This is a genomic window from uncultured Lutibacter sp. (assembly GCF_947495725.1).
Lineage (GTDB): Bacteria > Bacteroidota > Bacteroidia > Flavobacteriales > Flavobacteriaceae > Lutibacter.
The window spans coordinates 80938-97521 of record NZ_CANLZZ010000002.1 but is presented as its reverse complement, the minus strand read 5'-3'; the positions used below and the strand labels follow the sequence as shown (position 1 = coordinate 97521).

Below are 16584 nucleotides of genomic sequence, written 5' to 3'. Positions count from 1 at the left end.
TTATGGGACTTTTATCAAAAAAAGACGCAAAATTAATTTCAGATCCATTAGCGGACAATAATCCAATTACTATTCAAGTACTAGGTATTTGTTCTGCTTTGGCAATTACTGCAGAGTTAAAGGCATCAATTGTAATGTCTGTAGCCGTATTATTTGTATTAGGATTAGGAAATGTTGTAATATCGTTAATGCGAAATATTATTCCTTCAAAAATTAGAATTATTGTTCAACTAATTGTAGTTGCAACTTTAGTAATTATTGTTGATTTAGTGTTAAAAGCATTTGCATACGAACTAAGTAAAACTTTATCCGTTTTCGTAGGATTAATTATTACAAACTGTATAATCATGGGACGTTTTGAAGCATTTGCATTAGCAAATGGACCTTGGAGATCATTCCTTGACGGAATTGGGAACTCATTAGGATACGCCGTAATTTTAATTATAGTAGGTTTTTTCAGAGAATTATTAGGTTCTGGAAGCTTATTAGGTTTTAAAGTTTTAGGTGATCCAATTGAAAAAACAGGTGTTTATGCTTTTGGTTATGAAAACAACGGATTTATGTTGTTAGCTCCAATGGCATTAATAACAGTTGGTATAATTATTTGGGTTCAACGCTCAAGAAATGAAGCATTAATAGAAGATAACTAGAATATGGAACATATAGAATTATTTTTTAAGGCAATATTTGTAGATAACATGGTTTTTGCAACATTCTTAGGAATGTGTTCTTACTTAGCAGTATCTAAAAAAGTATCAACAGCAGTAGGTTTAGGAGCAGCTGTTATTTTTGTAATGGCAATTACAGTTCCTTTAAACTGGTTGTTAGACACATATATATTAAAAGACGGAGCTTTAGTATGGCTAGGCGAAGAATACGCTTCATATGATCTGAGTTTTCTTTCTTTTATTATGTTTATTGCTACCATTGCAACTATGGTACAATTAGTAGAAATAATAGTTGAGAAATTCTCACCTTCTTTATACAATTCACTGGGTATATTTTTACCGTTAATTGCTGTAAACTGTGCTATTTTAGGAGGTTCATTATTTATGCAATCTCGTGAAATTCCAAATTTAGGTTTAGCATTTAACTATGGAATAAGCTCAGGAATTGGTTGGTTTTTAGCAATTTTAGCAATTGCTGCAATTCGTGAAAAAATCAGATATTCAAATGTTCCTGCACCTTTAAGAGGTTTAGGAATTACTTTCATAATAACTGGTTTAATGGCAATTGGGTTTATGAGCTTTGGAGGAATGTTAACCGGTGGTGAAGAAGAAAAACCAGCTGAAGAAACTGCACAGGTTGAAACTATTGAAAAAGCTAATGATTTAGCTAGTAACGAACTTGAAATAAAAGAATAAAGAATGATATTAGCAGTAAATACCGTAGGTACAATTGTTGCAACAGTAGTAGCCTTTTTAGTTATAACACTATTATTAGTAGCTTTATTATTGTATGTAAAACAAAAATTATCACCATCTGGACCTGTAAAGATTAAAATTAATGGTGAAAAAGAAATAGAGGTTGCCTCTGGAAGTTCTTTATTAACAACCTTAGGAAACGAAAAAATATTTTTACCATCAGCTTGTGGTGGAGGTGGAACTTGTATCCAATGTGAATGTCACGTTCTTTCGGGAGGTGGTGAAGCATTACCAACTGAAACACCTCATTTTACACGTAAAGAATTACAGCATGGTGCTCGTTTAGCATGTCAGGTAAAAGTAAAGCAGGATATGGATATTACAATTCCTGAGGAAGTTTTTGGAATTAAAAAATGGGAAGCAACAGTTGTACGTAATTATAACGTAGCATCTTTTATTAAAGAATTTGTTGTTGAAATTCCTGAAGATATGGGCTATAAAGCAGGTGGATATATTCAAATTGAAATTCCTGAATGCGAAATAGACTTTAAAGATATTGATATTACAGCACATCCTGAAGAACATGAGACTCCTGATAAATTCCAAATGGAATGGGATAAATTCGGTTTATGGGATTTAAAAATGAAGAATACAGAATTAGTTGAACGCGCATACTCAATGGCTTCTTATCCTGCAGAAGGAAGAGAAATTATGCTAAATGTTCGTATTGCAACTCCACCATGGGATAGAGCCAAAAACGGATGGATGAGTGTAAATCCTGGTGTTGCTTCTTCATACATTTTTTCTCGTAAAAAAGGTGATAAAGTAGTGATTTCTGGTCCTTATGGAGAATTCTTCATTAATGAGTCTGATGCTGAAATGTTATATGTAGGAGGTGGAGCAGGTATGGCACCAATGCGTTCGCACTTATATCACTTATTCAAAACATTAAAAACAGGAAGAAAAGTTACATATTGGTACGGAGGTCGTTCTAAACGCGAATTGTTCTATTTAGAGCATTTCTATGAGTTAGAAAAAGAGTTCCCTAACTTCAAATTTTACTTAGTACTTTCTGAACCAGCACCAGAAGATAATTGGGTGAATAAAAAAGATGCCAATGATAAAGAAGGTGACGGATTTACTGGTTTTGTTCATCAAGCTGTAATTGATGAATATTTATCTAAACACGAAGCTCCAGAGGATTTAGAATTATATTTCTGTGGACCTCCATTAATGAATAAAGCTGTTCAAAAAATGGGTGAAGACTTTGGTTTAGCCGATGAGAACATTAGATTTGATGACTTTGGTGGATAATTAAAGTTTCATTCAAAATGAATAAAAAACCCGATACGCATGTATCGGGTTTTTTTTTGAACATTTACACCTTTTGTAACATTTTTAAAAATATTTAATAAAATAATACCTCAATTTTAAAAATTTGTAATTTTGTAGCATGAGTAAAAAACGGCTTTCAGAACAAGAATTACACAATTTAGCCATGAATATAGTTGGCAAAGATTTAAAAGCTCAAGGCTTCGAATTTTTGGCCGTTAACAGCCAATTAAAAAGGCATCCGCAATTCGTATGCATTGACAATAAAAATCAACGTTATTTTGTAATTGTAAAAGCCGGAAACATATCCGATTTTTCTATACAATATGATGTTATTTGGATGGAAACAATTAAAGAACACGCAAGAAAAAACCAAGCCAAGGTAATTTTTGCTGGAGTTGGCTTAGGTGATAAAAACAACAAAACTAAACCTCCTCGTTTAAATGAAGAATATCTATTACAGTATGAAGGTTTAAATTATCTCGATATTGAATTAAACTAAAAAACCACGCAAAAGCGTGGTTTTTTTAAAATAAATAATTTATTTAATTATTTTACTTTCTTTTCTAATAAATCAAAGAATTGCTCTAATTGTGGCATTAAAACAATACGTGTTCTTCTGTTTCTAGCTCTTCCTTCAACTGTATCATTCGTTTCTAAAGGCTTATACTCACTTCTACCCGCTGCAATTAAACGTTCAGGTGCAATATTGAAATCATTTTGAAGTACTCTAATTACCGATGTAGAACGTTTAACACTTAAATCCCAGTTATCTTTGATTCCAGCTGTACTAATTGGTTTATTATCTGTGTAACCTTCAACCATTACTTCTAAATTCTCTTGAGCAGAAATAACTTCAGCAACTTTTCCTAACACTCGTTTAGCATCAGCTGAAATTGTAGCACTTCCACTTTTAAATAATAATTTATCCGCAATAGAAATGTAAACTACTGTTTTTTCAACATCAACCTGAATATCAGTATCATTAAATCCATCTTTCAACACACTTTTTAATTGGAAACCTAAAGCCAAGTTAATTGAGTCTTTACGCGTCATTGCTTTTTGAATATGTTGAATATACTCATCCTTTTTACCCATTTGAGCTAAAGTTTCTTTTATATTATCCGATGCAGACTTCGATAACACAGTTAAATTATCAACATATTCCAATGTTTTTTCCTTGTCTTTTCGCAAGTCATCCACTTGTTGTTCTAAAGCCGTAACTTTACTTTCACTTTCAATTCTACATTTCATCAAATCAGCTTTAACATCCACCAATTCTTTACTTTTTAATGTAAAACTATCTTCTAATTCTGTGTATTTTTTTTGAGACACACAGGAGCTCAACACAACTGATATTACTAATATCAATACAAAACTTTTTTTCATAATACTATCTGATTTTAAAGACGTAAAGTTAAAAAAAAACAAATCAAAATCCATGCAAATTATCCCTTTTATGATGATTTTAAGAAATAATTATATTATATCTTTGAACACTTAAAATATTCTGCATAAATTATTTTTAATAATGAAAAATTGTGTATTTAGTATCATTTTTTTATTGCTAATTTCCTGTTCAAATGGTCAATCAGATGTTAATTTAATTAAAGGAAATGCAATTGGGACAACATTTACCATTAAATATCTTGGTAAAGAACATAAAAATTTGAATTCAAAAATTGACAGTCTTATTAAAGCTATCAATAAATCAACCTCCACATATATTTCAACTTCAGATATCTCAAAAATAAATAACGGAGACACAACCATAGTTGTTGACACAATTTTTAAAGAAGTTTTTCAAAAATCTGAAAAAATATATAATGAAACTAATGGCGACTTTGATCCAACTGTTGGTATATTAGTAAACGCTTGGGGATTTGGAGCTGGTCCAAAAATTGAAAATTTAGATTCTACACAAATTAAAGAATTACTAAAATTTGTTGGATTTAATAAAGTGAAGTTAAAAAATGGAAAGATTGCTAAAAAATACCCCGAAATTTATTTCGATTTTAATGCTATTGCAAAAGGATTTTTAGTTGATATGGTTGGTCGGTTGTTTGAAAAAAACAACATTAATAATTATATGGTAGAAATTGGTGGGGAAATTCGAGCAAGAGGTGTAAATAAAAAAGGAATTGCCTGGACAATTGCCATAGAAGATCCAAATTTTGATGGAACACGATCATTTGCTACTACAATTCAACTTAATAATGAATCTATTGCAACCTCAGGTAATTATAGGAAATTTCGAACACTTGAAAATGGTAAGAAATATGTGCATACGATTAATACTAAAACGGGTTATGCAACTGAAAGTAACTTGTTAAGCGCATCTGTAATTTCAAAGTCTGATTGTGCTGATGTGGATGGTTATGCAACAGCATTTATGGCAATGGGATTACAAAAAACAAAACAGTTTTTAGATAATCATAAAGAATTAAAAGCTTTTTTAATTTTTGCCGATGCCAACGGACATCTTCAAACATTTAAATCGGCAAACTTTGAAAATTAATTTTTAGTACAAACAGGTAATATTTCACCTTTAACTAAACAATATTTAGTAATTAAATCTTTCGAAATTGTTTTTGAATAATCGACTTCATCTACAGTAAAACCAACATTTCTTAATCGGTCAAAATAATCTTTACCATAAACTCGTACATGATCATATTGCCCAAAGTGTAATGCTCTTTCTTCTGGACTTACAATTGAAAAATCTTCATAAGTTTCTTCCCTGTTCAAGTCTTGAGGAATTTGAAAAATACCAAAACCTCCCTTTTTTAAAACACGATACAGCTCGTTCATTGCTTTTTTATCATCCTGAATATGTTCTAATACATGATTACAAAAAACCACATCAAAAGAATTATCTTCAAAAGGCAAATCACAAATATCGGCTTTTACATCAGCAATTGGAGAATACAAATCGGCAGTTATATAGTCTAAGTTTTTTTGTTTTTTGAACAGTTTTAAAAAACATTGTTCTGGTGCTATATGCAAAACCTTTTGAGGCGTACTAAAAAATTTTGTCTTTTCTTTTAAATACAACCAAAGTAATCTATGTCGTTCTAATGAAAGCGTACTTGGAGAAAGCACATTTGGACGTTGTTTTCCGTAACCATAGGGCAAAAATTTTCGAAAACTTTTTCCATCAATTGGATCGGTAAATTTTGAGCCTTTATAATAAATTGCAATTAATGGTGCAATCCAATAACTAACTTTTATAAGAATTGGACGAGGAACCGCATTTAAAAAAAATTTAAACAATTTACTTAGCATTGGTTTACACTAAAGTTGTTGTCTAAACTCGTCCTCTTCATTGCTCTCAATACCCAAAGCATCATAAATGTACTTAAATGTTGAAAGTAATTCAGGTTTTCCATTAACTATTGCTACATCATGTTCAAAATGTGCACTTGGCTTATTGTCTTGAGTTAAAATAGTCCAACCATCATTTAATTGATTAATTTTATGAGTTCCTAAATTAACCATAGGTTCAATTGCCACAACAAGACCTTCAACAAACTTCTTACCTCTACCTCTTTTTCCATAATTTGGCATTTCTGGTCCTTCGTGCATTTCTTTTCCTAAACCATGACCTACCAATTCACGTACAATTCCATAACCTCTTTCTTCACAGTATTTTTGAATAGCATACCCAACATCTCCTACTCTATTTCCTGCTTTAAATTCTCTTATTCCAACATACAAACTTTCTTTTGTAGTTTGCAATAATTTTTTAGTTTCTTCGGCTACTTCTCCTACTTCAAAAGTATAAGCGTGATCACCATAAAATCCATTTTTTAAAGCACCACAATCAATTGAAATAATATCGCCGTCCTCTAGTGGCTTATCATTTGGAATTCCATGCACAACCTGAGCGTTTGGGCTCATGCAAAGGGTATTTGGAAAATCATACAAACCTAAAAAACCAGGAATTGCTCCATTATCTCTAATAAATTCTTCAGCAAGCTTATCTAAATATAAAGTTGAGACTCCAGGTTTTACTTCTTTTGCCAGCAAACCTAAAGTTTTTGACACTATTAATGCGCTTTCACGCATTAATTCAATCTCCTCACGTGTTTTAATACGAATCATTTCATTATTTATTAATGCTGCAAAGGTAAATCAAAAAATGAAAACATACATTATTGAATTGAAATATAAAGATTTTATGAATAATATAAATTATACAACTTTTATCATTTGTTTTTTATTATATTGTTACTATTTTTATAAAACAAACAAATATATAATAACATGTATAAGTCGGTAACAGCAGAAGAAGCAGTAAAAGTTATAAAATCTAATGATAGGGTATATATTCAAGCTGCAGCCGCGGCACCTCAAGTTTTAATAAATGCCATGTCTGCCAGACATGAAGAACTTAGAAATGTAGAAGTTTGCCATTTACATATAGAAGGAGAAACTCCATATGCCGACCCTAAATATAGAGATAGTTTTCATGTAAACTCCTTATTTATTGGTAAAAATGTACGTCATACTATTAAAGCTGGTAATGGATCCTATACTCCCGTTTTTTTAAGCGAGGTTCCTAACTTATTTAAAAGAAATGTATTACCTGTAGATGTTGCCTTAATTCAGGTTTCTACACCAGATAAACATGGGTATTGTTCGTTAGGTGTTTCTGTTGAAGCAATTTTAGCCGTAATAACCAACGCAAAACACGTAATTGCACAAATAAATGATAAAATGCCAAGAGTTCATGGTGAAGGATTAATTCATATTTCAGAACTAGATACTTTTGTTGAGGAAAGTGCTCCAATCCACGAATTTCATATTTCCGAACCAACAAAAATTGAAAGCAAAATTGGCGATTATATAGCACAATTAATAGATGATAGAAGCACTTTGCAAATGGGAATTGGCTCTATTCCTAATGCTGTACTGTCTCGTTTAGGAAATCATAAAGATTTAGGGTTACATACCGAAATGTTTTCAGATGGTGTAATTGATTTAATTTTAAAAGATGTAATAAACGGCAACTATAAAGGCGTTAACGCAGGTAGAGCTTTAACAACCTTTTTGGGAGGGTCCAAACGCTTATATGAATATGTGGATGACAATCCTTTTATCGAAATGCGATCTTGCGATTATACAAATAATGTTGTAAACATTAGACAAAATCCAAAAATGGTTGCAATTAATTCTGCAATTCAAGTTGATCTAACCGGTCAGGTTTGTGCAGATTCTATCGGTGCAAGCATGTATTCCGGTGTTGGTGGGCAAATGGATTTTATTAGGGGAGCTTCTTTAAGTGAGGGCGGTAAAGCAATTATAGCTCTACCTTCAGTTACAAATAATGGTATTAGTAGAATTGTTCCTTTTTTGAATAAAGGTGCTGGCGTTGTAACAACCAGAGCACATGTTGAATATATTGTAACAGAATATGGTGTAGCAAATTTATACGGTAAAACAATTAGTCAGCGTGTTACGGAATTAATAAAGATTGCGCACCCAAATCATCAAGAAAAAATAGAAAGAGAATATTTTGAAATACTTAAATAATTTTATTGAAATTGTTTTGATAAAATGATACAATTACGTTAAATTAAAAATCAAAATACCAATTAAACACATCTGTTTTTAAACCCAAAGTAATCCAAGTTGTATTTGAAGCTTTAAAATTTGTTGAAGGATTTACAGGTTCAAAATTCCTGGCAGTAACTCCTGCAAATAATTTTAAATTTGTTGCTGGATTTACCAAATAACCCAATTGTAAATCAGCTATAGCAATAGAAGCTTCATTACCTTGGCCTATTTCATTTCCATAATCAGAAACTCGATTATCATTATCTCTGTAAATATTTCCCCCGTAGCTAAAATTATCGGTGCCATCCGAGAAATCAAATCCTTTTTTACCAATCACAATCTTTGCATTTGCAAACCATCTACCCTTTGTATACTGTGCAATTGCAATAGTTTCATTAAAATTTGAACCCCACAAATGACCTAAGGGCTGATTATTATGTCCATAATTATAATTCAATTCATCATGAGAATAAGTATATGGTTTTACAGCATTATGTTCAACTTGTAAAAATAAATTTTCAACCTTAAAAGCATTATAAAACTTAGCTCCAATTTGAAGTCCATTTTTATTTCCCCACCAACCATTAGAACTAGTTACTTCTGAAATTCTGAATTCATCAATTAGAAACTGAGAATACAGTGACATATTTTTATGCTTATATTTTAAACTTAATCCTAATAATGAATTTCCTGCTCTAGAACCTGTTCCAAATTCCACGGCTGTATAAAAAATTAACGGATTTAAATAGCTCGCATCAAACCCTCTATCGTTGGCATTATCCCAAATTACAGTTTCAAACAAACCTAAATTTAGTTTTTTTGAAACATTCCAACTCAAGTAATGCATTGCCATATATTTTTTTTTATACGCTCCATCAACTGTTAATTCTGGTCTTACATCTTGTAAAGACATAAAAATATTGGTGTATTTAATTTTCCAAAAACTTGTGTTGATTTTAAAATAGGTATAAGGAGAAGCCACGTCAGATAAAAACAAAGATCGGTAACCATCACCAATAAAGTTCTTTCCATTTCCAAGTTGAAAATTAAAATACTTACTTGGAGTATATGATAAATATGCTTCAGCTACTGGATAATCGTAGGCATCTTCTTTAAATCTTTTCGCAATTCCTCTTCCCGGAATTATTGCTGGGTTTCCACCATCTGGTTTAATTGATTCGGCATACTCATTAAAATAACTAGCAAATCTTCCCTGACTCTCATAAAAGCTTGTCGAAAAATTTAGATTTTTTCCTAAACCTCCATTTATTTGTATCCCGCGTGTATTGTTAAATGTTTCTATATCATCACTATCTTTTCCAACTTGTAAATCTACAATAGGATCTACTGTAAACCAATAATCTTTTCCTATTACATTGGCCATATGTTCATTTAATAGCTTTTTACCAAACCACGTTGATTTTGATTTTAAAAGCTGACTCTTTTTAGCATCTAAATTTACATAATTACCCGCTTCAGAATAGGTGTAAGGCTTCATTGAAGTATGTGAATTTTCTGCTTGATCCAAAATATTGGAATATTTAAAATACTCCAATTGAGTTAGTGGAATATTTAAACCACTTTTATGCTCAGGAAATAAGCTTTTTTCTGTTGAAATACTTAATTCTTCTTTATTTCTTAAAATTTCAACTTCTTTTCTATTTTCTTCAACAACTTGTTCCTCTTCTTCAATTAAATTATTTTCTATTGGAATGGTAATAGGAAGTACAAACTGCATTTCAATAGCGTGATTGTTAAATTTTGCAGGAGTAATTTTTGGTAAGGTTTTAAAAACACGTTCAACCTCTGCCTTTAATTCTTTATAAGGAGAATTTACATAAATAACTCTAAAATTTCCTTCAACATCTACTAAAAAAACAACATTTATATTACCCTTAAACTTTTCCTTTAAAATTTTTTCAGGGACCTTAAATTCCTTTGATATTTTCTCTTTTAAGCGACTTTTAAAGCATCCTGGAATTAAAGAAATTTCTTCGGATTCACATTCCTTAAAAACTGGATGTTTTTCAGATTGAGCTAATACTGAAATTGAATATAAAAATAGAAAACAACCAAAAATAATTTTTTTCATACAGCTCAATTTACGATAATTTTAAAACTTTATTATTTTGTAGCTGATACTTATCTCCGCTTTCTTTACAAGTAGCAAAACCCTCATTATTAAATTCCAATCGATGTCCATATTCGCTAATCCAGCCTATCTGCTTTGAAGGGTTTCCAACCACCAATGCAAAAGGTAAAACTTCTTTAGTTACAACAGCACCAGCACCAATAAATGCATATTCACCAATAGTATTACCGCAAACAATTGTAGCGTTTGCTCCAATGCTGGCACCTTTTTTTACGGTTGTTTTTTGGTATTCATCCCTTCTTATTATAGCGCTTCTGGGATTTATTACGTTGGTAAAAACCATTGAAGGACCTAAAAAAACATCATCCTCACAAATTACACCTGAATATATTGAAACATTATTTTGCACTTTAACATTTCGCCCCAAAACTACATTAGGAGAAATAACTACATTTTGCCCAATATTACATTTTTCTCCAATTTTAGAATTTGGCATTATATGGCTAAAATGCCAAATTTTGGTGCCACTTCCTATTTCGCAGCCTTCGTCAATAACTGCTGTTTCATGTGCAAAAAAATCTTTCATATTAATATCCTTCTTTCGCTATGTTTCCATCGGCAATTGCTAATGCAGATGAAGTTCCAATGCGCCTTACACCTATTTCTATCATTTTTAGTGCATCTTTAAAACTCTTAACACCTCCGGCAGCTTTAGTTGGTAAAGGCTTAGCATTTTCTATTATTAATTTCATTCCTTCAAAAGTTGCTCCGTTTGGTTTGTTGCCCTCAGTTTTATAAAAACCTGTTGAAGATTTTACAAAAACCTTTAACGCTTTTTCTTCACCAAAATTATCTAAAACAACATCTCTTATTAATTGGGTAATCTCAATAATTTCTTCATCGTTTAAAGCTGCAATTTCAATAATCCATTTGGCCACTTTATTGTTGTCTAAAACCAATTTAGTGCATTTGAAAATTTCAGATTTAACTAAATTTATTTTCCCATTCTTAAAAGCTTCATAATTTGCAACAAAATCCAATTCATCTACCCCATCCGCAATTGCTTTTTCAGCTTCAGCAATTTTTTCTTCTGTTGAATACGTTCCTTCATGAAAACCAATTACGGTTCCAACGGAAGTGTAAGAATCTAAATTTGCAATCATTTCTTTTGCTAATGACACATAATCCGGACGAATCATTACCAATTTAAATTTATTGTTAACAGCCTCGTGAATAAGCTCTTCCACTATTTTTTTTGTAGCCTCAGGTGAAATTCCTGCCTGAATTGGAGTTTTAAGATATGTAGATTCTAAAAATTGATTGACATTAACTTCGCACATAATTTTTTAATATAGGTTGAAGTAACAAATATAAACTTTTAATTTCCTCAATACCATAAAAAAATCCTGCTTTAACAGGATTTTGGTTTAACCACTAAAATGGTTAATTAACTTTAAAGACTATAGGTAATCCATAACTTACTGTAACTGGCCGACCTCTTTGTTTACCCGGTGTCATTTGAGGTAATGAGCTTACAATATTTATGGCTTCTTCTTGTAATTTTTTATGTGGAGCTCTTGCCTTAACACTTACAACATTTCCTTCGCTATTAATTTTAAACATTACAAATATTCTTTGAATACTACCAGCTTGTAATCCCAAATCACTTGCCAATTCCGGATTAAACTTTTTAAGTACAAATTTTGAAATTTGATTAGAAAAACAATTTCTTAATTGTTCCTTATTTCCTGTACAACCTGGATAAACGGGAACATCTTCAATTATTACAAAAGGAACATCTTCAACAACTACCTCCTCTTCCTCAACGGTCATAATTTCCTTATTTAAATCAACAATAATTGCCTCAGACTCATCGGTTTCGGTACTTTCAATAACTGTTTCTTGAATATCAACCTCATCTTCAACCTTTATAATTCTATCTGGAATAACTGCTTGTGGTGTTTGAGGTGCTTGCACTTCTATTGGTTTAATTTCAACAAGCTCCTCCGAATCATCTTCGCCTAAAACGGTTGCCGACAAAGCTTTTATTGGTTTTGGATATGATTTAATTCTTATAAACTCATATACTATGAATAGTGATAGCACTAAGCCTAAGAGCATTAAAATTTTACTATAATTTTCAAGTACGGCATTAGGATATTTTTTTATTTCCATAACTACCAATTTTAATTTGAACAAAAAGAAATTATAAACTGTTTAACAGCCACTTTTATAATGTAAGAAAATCAGAATATATTTTTGTAAAACTGATTACTCCTACAAGATATTCATCCTATTAAATTTACAAAAATGGCTGCTCAAAAACAAGTATTTGTTTCTCTTTTTTTATTATTGAACTTTAAAAACAATTGGCATTGAGTATCTAACTTTTACTGGGTTACCTTGTTGTTTACCGGGTTTCATTTTTGGTAATAGATTTATAACTCTAATAGCTTCTTCTTTTAGTTTTACATGTGGAGCTCTTGCCTGAATATCTATAATATTTCCGTTTTTATCAATCTTAAACATTGTATGAATTCTTTGAATTCCGGGAGAAAGGCCTAATTGCTCGGCCAAACCTGCATTAAATTTTTTGCTAATAAATTTATTTATTTGCTTTGAAAAACAAGCTTTTAGTTCTTCTTTTGTTCCTTTACATCCTGGAAATAATGGAGCTTCTTCTAAAAAAACCATATCAAAAACTTCATCTTTCGGGTCAATTTCATCATTTTCTTTTACATTTTCTAACTTTGAAATATCAACTGGAGCATCTACATCAACTGTTTCAAATAAAGTTTCATCAATATTCTTGTTATCATCTACTTTTTCAATAATATCAAGGATTACTTTTTTGGGAGGATTGGATGCTGGTTTTGGCTTTTCAATGTTAAACTCAATCAACGAAACATCCTCATCAATTAAATTCCGATCTTCACCAGAAAAAAGGGCTATTTCATTGGTAAAAGTTTTACTCTGAATTAACAGATAAACAACAAACAATGATAATACTAAGGCTAATTGTGCAAATAACTTACTGTAATTCTCTAAATTTGCTTTTGGGTGTTTTTTTCTCATAATAATTAAGTTTTGTATCATCCAATATCTACAATAACAAAAATTGAATCCTATTGAGTGGAATTGAGAAGGTTCAATTAATAAAGTAAGTACTGGATAAATGTTAAAATTATGTTAAAGCAAAAAACATACCAAAAAAAGAAGCTGTCCAGTTGGACAGCTTCTTTCATAACAATTCTCCTTTTTTAAAATATATTTATGGCAATGCATTAATTAAACTCTCTAATGCTGGTTGTGTAATTGGACTTAAACTTGAAATTACTTCAATATGATTATCAACAATTGTAGTTCCTTGCATTGCGTAATGTAATTCACCTTCAATTTCAGCAACCATTATTATGTGAACTTCTAAACCAATTGGAATTAATCCGTAATGTTCTGTAAACATTTGTTCGGTTTCACTCCAAGTATCCATTCGTGCAACAGCAGTATTTTCTCCGTCGTAGTATAAATAAACAGCACAATTATCACCATTATAACCTTCTGGAACATCCACAAAAAGTTGTGTTTTTGGACCAGCAAAACTATACCATCTGTCTAAATTAGACCAACCAAAACTTCCTATACCAAAATTATATGTTACAATTACTCCTGTTGTTCCTTCAGCTTCTTTAAAATTTACATCATCTTGTTCTCCATTATTATCTTCATCAGCTTCTACCCAATCTTCTGTACTTTCTAATGTTTCACCAGCTTTAAAAACTTTCATTCCCCAGTCCACATCATCAGAATTTACATCTTTACTTGTAATAGTTGCCATTTCCAACAATTCTAATTCATTTGCGCCTTGTTTTGCGCCTACAAAAAATTGTCCTGCTGATTTTAAAGCTTCTTTATCTCCATTTGGTTTTTCTCCTAAAGTTGAACGATTTTTAAGAACCATAGATGCTTTATCATAAATTTCAACCATTTGAATAATTACATTTCCAGTAACTGGTGTTCCATTTATTCCAAAAGAATTTGGTGGAAACGTAACTTTTGTTCCTTGAGAACCCGTAATTATACCACCAGTTGCGGCATCTAAAGTAAATTCTTCAACAGCATTAATTCTATTGTTTTCAAATAGTTCTGCTAGTGCTAAACCATTTGGTTGTGGTTGTTGATATGGCTCCGTAATTGGATCGTCAATACAACTTACTATTATAGTCATTAATAATAATCCTAATACACTTTTAAAAATGTTTTTCACAACTTTACTATTTTTTAAGTTTGTGAATTTTTGTCTTTGTGTTTTCATAATATCTTAAATTTTGTTGTTTTTAATTTTGTTTTACATTTATATATCAACACAATTAAAAATTGTTACCCTCTTTTTTTGAAAAAATTTTAAATAAAAAAAAGACTATCATTTTTTGATAGCCTTTCCCCAGTTATTAACCTATTTCTAACTGTTCACCAATTGTAATATTTTAAGGTAATCCGTTAATTAAACTCTCTAACGCAGGTTGTGTAATTGGACTTAAACTTGATATAACTTCTATATGATCTTCAACTATTGTTGTTCCTTGAATTGCGTAATTTAAAACACCATCAATTTCAGCAACCATAATAATATGAACTTCTAATCCAACAGGTATTAATCCGTAGTGCTCTGTAAACATTTCTAAACTTGTGTTGTAAACATCCATTCTTGCTAAAGCTGTTGGCTCTCCATCATAAGATAAGTATATTGCACAATTATCTTGATTAAATTCTGCTGGAACATCAATAAATATCTCAGTTTTTGCTCCTGCATAACTATACCATCTATCAAGGTTTGTCCAACCAAAACTTCCTATATCGTAATTATAGGTTGCAAATGCACCATCGGCACCTTGCGCATCTCTAATTTGAGCATCATCTTGTTCCCCATTTTTATCCTCATCAGCAGGTACCCAATCACAATCATCATCAATACCGTCACAATCTTGATCTGGTCCTCCTCTAAAAATTTGCATTCCACCATCTAAATCCGCAAAATCTATTGGACGACTTTCAACTGAGGCTGCACTTAATAAATCCAACTCATTTGATCCTTGCTTTGCGTTTATAAAAAACTCTCCGGCCGATTTTAATGCTTCTTTATCTCCGTTAGCTCTCATTCCTAATGTTGATCTATTATTTAGCAACATTGAAGCTTTATCGTAAATCTCAATTAATTGTACAGTAACATTTCCAGTGACTGGAGTTCCGTTTATTCCAAAAGAATTTGGTTGAAAAGTTACATTTGTTCCTTGTGATCCTGTTATTATACCACCAGTTGCTGCATCTAATGTAAATTCTTCTAAAGCATTAATTCTATTATTTAAAAATCTATCATTTAAGGCAATTCCATCTGGTAAGGGTTGTTGATCTACAATTACTGGATCGTCAATACAACTTCCTAAAGATGCAATTAATGATAATCCTAATACGCTTTTAAAAATGTTTTTCACTACTTTACTGTTTTTTAAGTTTGTGAATTTTAAGTTTTGTGTTTTCATAATATTGTAATTTTCGTTGTTTTTAAATTTGTTTTACACTAACATATCACCACAACTAATAATTTGTTACCCCTTATTCTGAAAAAAATTTTAAATTAGCCTTATCTAACAATTCTAAATGAGTCAAAAACCACACGCAGATAACATATATATAGAAGCTTTGCTAAAAAACGACAGCAGAGTTCTTTCTAAATTATATGAGCGCTTTTCGCATAAGATAGTTGCTTATGTTAGAAACAATAACGGAAATGCAGATGATGCCCAAGACATTATTCAGGAAACATTAGTTACTATTTATCATCAGGCAAAAGAGAAGAATTTTATCTTAACATGTCCGTTTGATGCTTACTTTTATCTATTATGTAAAAGACGTTGGCTAAATGAACTTAAAAAAAGAGGAAATAATAGGGTAACAATTTTAGAAGATGAAGCATCTATTAAAGACGAGCATTTAGAACAAGTTGAAGAAACTGAAATTTTTGAACAACAAAGTCAGCTTTTTGAATCGAAGTTTAAAGAATTAGGCCAAAAATGCCAAGAATTATTAAAAGCTACATTCAAAATAAAAAAGATGGAAGAAGTTGCTGAATTATTAGGTGTAACTTATGGTTATGCTCGTAAGAAGAAATCGCAATGTATGGGAAAATTAACCCAGCTTGTGAAAGATTCGAATGAATTTCAACAACTAAAAGACTATTAA

Annotated in this window: 17 protein-coding genes; 7 read left to right on the top strand and 10 right to left on the bottom strand. The window is 31.0% G+C overall.

All coding sequences use genetic code 11. The annotated features are described in order from the left end of the window. The first annotated feature begins 2 nt into the window (after positions 1-2). The 4 genes from Q0776_RS04105 to Q0776_RS04090 all read left to right on the top strand — a co-directional run bounded on the left by Q0776_RS04105 (position 3) and on the right by Q0776_RS04090 (position 3198). Positions 3-650: an NADH:ubiquinone reductase (Na(+)-transporting) subunit D gene (locus Q0776_RS04105; protein ID WP_298365306.1), complete on the top strand. Its 648-nt coding sequence runs from the start codon at positions 3-5 to the stop codon at positions 648-650. Between the two features lie 3 nt (positions 651-653). Then, complete coding sequence (gene nqrE / locus Q0776_RS04100) at positions 654-1364, top strand: NADH:ubiquinone reductase (Na(+)-transporting) subunit E (RefSeq protein ID WP_298365304.1); 711 nt, start codon at positions 654-656, stop codon at positions 1362-1364. A gap of 3 nt (positions 1365-1367) precedes the next feature. Then, positions 1368-2678, top strand: a complete 1311-nt coding sequence (nqrF, locus tag Q0776_RS04095) for an NADH:ubiquinone reductase (Na(+)-transporting) subunit F (RefSeq protein WP_298365302.1) — start codon at positions 1368-1370, stop codon at positions 2676-2678. A 139-nt stretch (positions 2679-2817) separates the two neighbouring features. Continuing rightward, positions 2818-3198, top strand: a complete 381-nt coding sequence (locus Q0776_RS04090; RefSeq protein WP_298365300.1) for a Na(+)-translocating NADH-quinone reductase subunit F — start codon at positions 2818-2820, stop codon at positions 3196-3198. Between the two features lie 47 nt (positions 3199-3245). Here Q0776_RS04090 and Q0776_RS04085 read toward each other — a convergent pair whose 3' ends face one another. Further along, the gene (locus tag Q0776_RS04085) at positions 3246-4085 is read right to left on the bottom strand and encodes an OmpA family protein (protein WP_298365298.1); all 840 of its coding nucleotides are present in this window, start codon (positions 4083-4085) and stop codon (positions 3246-3248) included. A gap of 142 nt (positions 4086-4227) precedes the next feature. On the opposite strand from Q0776_RS04085, the gene Q0776_RS04080 reads away from it, so the two are divergent. Further along, positions 4228-5214: an FAD:protein FMN transferase gene (locus Q0776_RS04080; RefSeq protein ID WP_298365296.1), complete on the top strand. Its 987-nt coding sequence runs from the start codon at positions 4228-4230 to the stop codon at positions 5212-5214. On the opposite strand, the gene Q0776_RS04075 is transcribed toward Q0776_RS04080, so the two are convergent. After that, positions 5211-5981, bottom strand: coding sequence for a class I SAM-dependent methyltransferase (locus Q0776_RS04075; protein WP_298365294.1), 771 nt, complete (start codon positions 5979-5981; stop codon positions 5211-5213). The two genes, Q0776_RS04080 and Q0776_RS04075, sit on opposite strands and share 4 nt — an antisense overlap. Before the next feature lie 9 nt (positions 5982-5990). Next, a complete protein-coding gene (gene map, locus Q0776_RS04070; RefSeq protein WP_298365292.1) occupies positions 5991-6800 on the bottom strand; it encodes a type I methionyl aminopeptidase in 810 nt (269 codons plus the stop codon). 162 nt (positions 6801-6962) lie between these two features. On the opposite strand from map, the gene Q0776_RS04065 reads away from it, so the two are divergent. Beyond that, on the top strand, positions 6963-8231 hold the full coding sequence (locus Q0776_RS04065; protein WP_298365290.1) for an acetyl-CoA hydrolase/transferase C-terminal domain-containing protein: 1269 nt from the start codon (positions 6963-6965) through the stop codon (positions 8229-8231). A gap of 43 nt (positions 8232-8274) precedes the next feature. Here the strand turns inward: Q0776_RS04065 and Q0776_RS04060 are convergent, their stop codons facing one another. From Q0776_RS04060 to Q0776_RS04030, 7 genes are all read right to left on the bottom strand, one after another. Further along, a complete protein-coding gene (locus tag Q0776_RS04060; RefSeq protein ID WP_298365288.1) occupies positions 8275-10347 on the bottom strand; it encodes a gliding motility protein RemB in 2073 nt (690 codons plus the stop codon). A gap of 10 nt (positions 10348-10357) precedes the next feature. Next, positions 10358-10933, bottom strand: coding sequence for an acyltransferase (locus Q0776_RS04055; protein WP_298365285.1), 576 nt, complete (start codon positions 10931-10933; stop codon positions 10358-10360). Position 10934: 1 nt separating this feature from the next. Beyond that, entirely contained in the window at positions 10935-11687 is a 753-nt protein-coding gene (gene deoC, locus Q0776_RS04050) for a deoxyribose-phosphate aldolase (protein ID WP_298365282.1), read from the bottom strand. Between the two features lie 103 nt (positions 11688-11790). Beyond that, a complete protein-coding gene (locus Q0776_RS04045; protein WP_298365280.1) occupies positions 11791-12522 on the bottom strand; it encodes an energy transducer TonB in 732 nt (243 codons plus the stop codon). 174 nt (positions 12523-12696) lie between these two features. Next, the gene (locus tag Q0776_RS04040; protein ID WP_298365277.1) at positions 12697-13422 is read right to left on the bottom strand and encodes an energy transducer TonB; all 726 of its coding nucleotides are present in this window, start codon (positions 13420-13422) and stop codon (positions 12697-12699) included. Between the two features lie 196 nt (positions 13423-13618). Continuing rightward, positions 13619-14659: a hypothetical protein gene (locus tag Q0776_RS04035; protein WP_298365275.1), complete on the bottom strand. Its 1041-nt coding sequence runs from the start codon at positions 14657-14659 to the stop codon at positions 13619-13621. Positions 14660-14831: 172 nt separating this feature from the next. Next, positions 14832-15884 (bottom strand): hypothetical protein, encoded by a 1053-nt coding sequence (locus tag Q0776_RS04030; protein ID WP_298365273.1) that lies wholly within the window; start codon positions 15882-15884, stop codon positions 14832-14834. Between the two features lie 118 nt (positions 15885-16002). Between Q0776_RS04030 and Q0776_RS04025 the strand changes: the two genes are divergently transcribed. Beyond that, positions 16003-16584 (top strand): sigma-70 family RNA polymerase sigma factor, encoded by a 582-nt coding sequence (locus tag Q0776_RS04025; protein WP_298365271.1) that lies wholly within the window; start codon positions 16003-16005, stop codon positions 16582-16584.

What these genes read in the sequence shown, in the direction of transcription:
- Q0776_RS04105 (WP_298365306.1), top strand. Translation starts at nt 3, where the DNA reads ATGGGACTTTTATCAAAAAAAGACGCAAAATTAATTTCAGATCCATTA.
- nqrE (WP_298365304.1), top strand. Translation starts at nt 654, where the DNA reads ATGGAACATATAGAATTATTTTTTAAGGCAATATTTGTAGATAACATG.
- nqrF (WP_298365302.1), top strand. Translation starts at nt 1,368, where the DNA reads ATGATATTAGCAGTAAATACCGTAGGTACAATTGTTGCAACAGTAGTA.
- Q0776_RS04090 (WP_298365300.1), top strand. Translation starts at nt 2,818, where the DNA reads ATGAGTAAAAAACGGCTTTCAGAACAAGAATTACACAATTTAGCCATG.
- Q0776_RS04085 (WP_298365298.1), bottom strand. Translation starts at nt 4,085, where the DNA reads ATGAAAAAAAGTTTTGTATTGATATTAGTAATATCAGTTGTGTTGAGC.
- Q0776_RS04080 (WP_298365296.1), top strand. Translation starts at nt 4,228, where the DNA reads ATGAAAAATTGTGTATTTAGTATCATTTTTTTATTGCTAATTTCCTGT.
- Q0776_RS04075 (WP_298365294.1), bottom strand. Translation starts at nt 5,981, where the DNA reads ATGCTAAGTAAATTGTTTAAATTTTTTTTAAATGCGGTTCCTCGTCCA.
- map (WP_298365292.1), bottom strand. Translation starts at nt 6,800, where the DNA reads ATGATTCGTATTAAAACACGTGAGGAGATTGAATTAATGCGTGAAAGC.
- Q0776_RS04065 (WP_298365290.1), top strand. Translation starts at nt 6,963, where the DNA reads ATGTATAAGTCGGTAACAGCAGAAGAAGCAGTAAAAGTTATAAAATCT.
- Q0776_RS04060 (WP_298365288.1), bottom strand. Translation starts at nt 10,347, where the DNA reads ATGAAAAAAATTATTTTTGGTTGTTTTCTATTTTTATATTCAATTTCA.
- Q0776_RS04055 (WP_298365285.1), bottom strand. Translation starts at nt 10,933, where the DNA reads ATGAAAGATTTTTTTGCACATGAAACAGCAGTTATTGACGAAGGCTGC.
- deoC (WP_298365282.1), bottom strand. Translation starts at nt 11,687, where the DNA reads ATGTGCGAAGTTAATGTCAATCAATTTTTAGAATCTACATATCTTAAA.
- Q0776_RS04045 (WP_298365280.1), bottom strand. Translation starts at nt 12,522, where the DNA reads ATGGAAATAAAAAAATATCCTAATGCCGTACTTGAAAATTATAGTAAA.
- Q0776_RS04040 (WP_298365277.1), bottom strand. Translation starts at nt 13,422, where the DNA reads ATGAGAAAAAAACACCCAAAAGCAAATTTAGAGAATTACAGTAAGTTA.
- Q0776_RS04035 (WP_298365275.1), bottom strand. Translation starts at nt 14,659, where the DNA reads ATGAAAACACAAAGACAAAAATTCACAAACTTAAAAAATAGTAAAGTT.
- Q0776_RS04030 (WP_298365273.1), bottom strand. Translation starts at nt 15,884, where the DNA reads ATGAAAACACAAAACTTAAAATTCACAAACTTAAAAAACAGTAAAGTA.
- Q0776_RS04025 (WP_298365271.1), top strand. Translation starts at nt 16,003, where the DNA reads ATGAGTCAAAAACCACACGCAGATAACATATATATAGAAGCTTTGCTA.